A 3,153-nucleotide genomic window follows, 5' to 3' on the forward strand; every position below is an offset into this window, starting at 1 on the left:
CGCCGGTCAGGTGCCAGTACTCGGAGTCGCCGGCCACGAAGTCGAGGATCCGCTCCCCGGCCGGAAGCACGATTACAGTGGTATGCCGCACGCGCGCGCGGAGCCGGGGGATCCGCTCTTCGCCTTCCTCCGGCAGCGGCACTCGAAGGTAGGCGGCATCGGCGCTCGTCTGCTGCGCGGCGGCATCGCAGGGGAGCGCCGCCAGGAGCAGCGTCAGCAGCACGACGACGATCCCCAGCAGGATCGCTGCGGTCGGAGTTGCTTTCATGGTGTTACGTCCTCTCGGTTGGTGGGGTGGGGTGGTGTTGGCCCGCGAGCGCTTCGAGCGCCCGGGCCAGTCCGTGCCTCGCCACGGCCTCGGCGCGCCTCTCGGCGTCGAGCGGCGAGGAGGTGTAGAGCCAATAGCTCTCGGGATCGACTTCGAGCCGGAGCACCGCCGCCTCGTCCGGGCGGCGCAGATACAGTTCGCGCTTGGGCGTCAACGCCCGGATCCGCGCCACCTCCGACTCGTTCAGCCGGAACAGTGCTCCGGCCTCGTCGGGCAGTTCGGCGTTGGCAAGGAAGAGCTTGGTCGGGATGGATTCGAGAAGGGCCGAAGCGCCCGCCGTCCCCGTCACGTCCACGGCCGACTGCGTGGCGAGCACGAGCGCCGCGTTCTTCTTTCGCCACGTCTTGGCCGCCTCGGCCAAGTAGTTCAGCACGGCGGGGTCCTGCATGTACCGCCACGCCTCGTCCACGACCATCAGTTTGAGCCGCGCGGTCTCGGCCGGGTCCTCGATCTCCAGGCGCATGCGTTCGAGCAGGTACGAGAGCGCGGCCTCGCACAGGTCCGCGTGCTCCGCCGCGCCCGCAAGGTCGATCACCTGCCAGTCCCGGAACTCGATGTCCGCCCTGCCCGCCGGGGGGTTGTCGAAGAACGCGCCCCACGCGCCGCCCTCCGTCCAGCGGCTCAGCGCGGGCCACATCGCGGACGGCAACGAACCGGCCAGCACGCTGAGCGTCCGGCGCTCCGTCCCGAGCGCGTACAGATCCTCGATGCGCGCGCGGATCTCGCTCGTGTCCGCGCCGCTGGCCTCGTAACCACCCAGCTTCAGCAGCCGGAGCACCCAGCCCGTAAGGAACTGGAACGTGCGCGTGGTGGCGGGGAGCGCGAAGGGTGTAAGCCGGAGCGTCGGCTCCGCCTCGCCCGGCGCGAGCTCCAGATACCGGCCCCCGAGGAACCGGGTCAGCCAGCGGTAGGAGCCGCCCAGGTCCAGGATCAGGATGCGCGGATCGTACTTGAGCGCCTCGACCAGCAGGAAGTTGAGCGTAAAGCTCTTGCCCGAGCCCGTCGCCCCCAGGATCAGCGTGTGGCCCACGTCGCCCGCGAACAGGTCGTAGCGGTACGCCGTGCGCCACGGCGTCTCGAACACCGCCAGCGGCTCGCGGTCGAGATGATGACTCCTTCTGTTCCCCCTCGGCGGCCCGAACACGGGCGCGAGGCACGCGGCGAGGCCCGCCGATGCGAATACCTTCCGCACCTGCCGGCGTCGCGGCTGGGCCGGGAGCCGGGCGAACCACGCGGGAAGCTGGCCGTAGCCCTCCCGCATCACCTTCGCGTCGTGCGCGGCGAACAGGCGGCGCACATCGCCGTCCAGGCGCTCGATCCCGTCGAGTTCGCCGTGGAGCGCCACGGTGAGCGACGCCTCGCCGTAGGCCACGCCGTCGGCTTCGAGTTCGACGAGCGCCGCTCCCAGACGGTCGGACTCGGCGGCCGCCGCGGAATCGACCATCGCCGCCGCCGTGCCCTGGGCGTCCTGCGCGTGCGCCATCATCGAGTAGCGGCGCGAGAAGTAGTGGCGCTGCGCGCTCCGGATGCGGCGCCGCGCCGCCTCGACCGTCCACGGCCGCCATTCGAGCGAAACGGTCGTCACGGCATCCAGGCAGTAGAGGTCCTTGATCAGGTTCGCGTGCGCCTGACCGGGCGGCGACAGCAGCGAGTAGAGAACCACCGGCTCGCCGTCGAGCCGAAGGTGCGACCGCTCCGCCTCCAGCTCCGACAGCGCGAGCCGCCAATTCATTCCGCTGCCCGTCGCGCCGTCCCAGAACGTGCCGGGGCGGTTGATGAGTTCGGAGAGCAGCCGGGAGCCTTCCACGGCGTCCAGCATCTCGACGGGCGTGTGCTCGGCCACGAGTGAGCGGCCCGCGTCAATCATCGCTTGGAACCGGCCCGCCGCCGCCTCGATGTCCGAGGCCAGGTAGGTGGTTGCCGTCTTGCCGCCGCGCTTGCCCAACCGCTTGAACCGCGACAGCGGTCCCGGCCCCGAGCCCCCGCCCGCCGGGCGGAGGCCCGGGTCGTGCGACCAGACCACGAAGGCGTCGAGCCGCTGGACGCGCCCGGCAAGGAACGCGCTTCGCTTGCGGCCCGACAGGGACGCGATTTCCGAACCGCTCGTCTCTTGACCCTCGGCGAGGCTGGGACGCCGGAGCATGTGGAACTGGAGGCGCGTGTCGGAACCCAGGCCCGACATCAACCGTTGCCAGAGCCCGAGCACCCGGTCGATCTGCTCCGGTGTGCGGCCGTCCACCGCGGCGGGCCGGATCCGGCCCGCCGCCATCAACTCGCCCGAACGGGTCAGGCAGGTGCGGCCGTCGTCGAGCCAGCCCCAGTAGGGCAGCTCCTCGGCCAGCGAGCCCGCCGCCTCGTAGGCCCGGCGTTCCTCCGCGACTCTCACTTCGAGTCCGTCCGGATGCGGAGATGCCACGGCTCGTCCGCCCACTTGCCCGGATCGATCCGCGCCGGATAGCGGGCGGCCGCCCTCAATACGGCGAGCATGGCCGGGTCTCTACGGCCCGCGAGCCAGCCCGCGCCGTAGCAACCCGCGAACACCATGCCGCCCGCCACGAGCGAAGCCGTCGCGTTCCACACCGCAACCGCGAGCGTCGCGCCGAGCAGGAACAGCCGCCGCTCGACGCCCAGCACGGTGAGCGGACGGTTGAGCGCCACGTAGCCTGGCCAGCGCGTCAGACCCCGCATCAGAACAGCCAGCCGAGGAAGTTCACCGCGCCCACGGCCATCCCGATCCCGAAGATGATCCCCGCCAGCGTGCGCTTGCTCCCGCCCTCGCCGAACGCGAACATCAGCCCGCCCACCACGATCGCGATCAGCGACAG

3 protein-coding genes are annotated in these 3,153 nt (G+C 71.2%); all 3 read right to left on the minus strand.

The window, feature by feature from the left end; translation table 11 throughout:
- Positions 1-268, minus strand: a 268-nt coding sequence (locus tag RN743_RS15935) for a hypothetical protein (protein ID WP_310781326.1), incomplete at its 3' end; no start/stop codon positions are given.
- Positions 269-272: 4 nt separating this feature from the next.
- A complete protein-coding gene (locus RN743_RS15940) occupies positions 273-2,744 on the minus strand; it encodes a DUF87 domain-containing protein (protein WP_310781328.1) in 2,472 nt (823 codons plus the stop codon).
- A complete protein-coding gene (locus RN743_RS15945; protein ID WP_310781330.1) occupies positions 2,711-3,016 on the minus strand; it encodes a VirB3 family type IV secretion system protein in 306 nt (101 codons plus the stop codon). The genes RN743_RS15940 and RN743_RS15945 overlap by 34 nt, the downstream gene beginning before the upstream one ends.
- Between the last annotated feature and the right edge of the window lie 137 nt (positions 3,017-3,153).

The sequence above is a fragment of the Candidatus Palauibacter scopulicola genome (assembly GCF_947581915.1).
Classification (GTDB): domain Bacteria; phylum Gemmatimonadota; class Gemmatimonadetes; order Palauibacterales; family Palauibacteraceae; genus Palauibacter; species Palauibacter scopulicola.